Here is a 336-nt window from a genome sequence, read left to right on the forward strand (position 1 = left end):
TACCCCAATTCGGGATAAAATAGCGATTAGTTGCATGTGAAGACAGATACGTGAATTCTCTTCCCATACCATCAGACATGGGCTATATATAAAGAATCGAAAGAGATTATTCTGTCCTTAGAACAATGTAAGTTGCTTCGTGTCTTCGATGCAGTATCCTTGCAATGCCTTTGGCTTGTTATCAAAGAAACAATATGCTCCCAAGGCAGAAATAAGGTTCATGATAAAGTTGCTTACAGATCTATGGCGTGAATGTACAATCTGTGCCGTATTCTTCAGCATGTCGTTAATGGTTTCGATAATGTATCTCTTGCGCAGCATCATTCTGTCATGAAG

1 protein-coding gene is annotated in these 336 nt (G+C 39.3%); it reads right to left on the bottom strand.

Annotated features, from left to right (window positions below; genetic code table 11):
* Positions 1-117: 117 nt before the first annotated feature.
* Positions 118-336 (bottom strand): transposase (locus CIK90_RS04995; RefSeq protein WP_216820908.1); only part of this gene is annotated, 219 nt, incomplete at its 5' end.

The sequence above is a fragment of the Prevotella sp. P5-126 genome (assembly GCF_002251185.1).
Taxonomy (GTDB): Bacteria; Bacteroidota; Bacteroidia; order Bacteroidales; family Bacteroidaceae; genus Prevotella.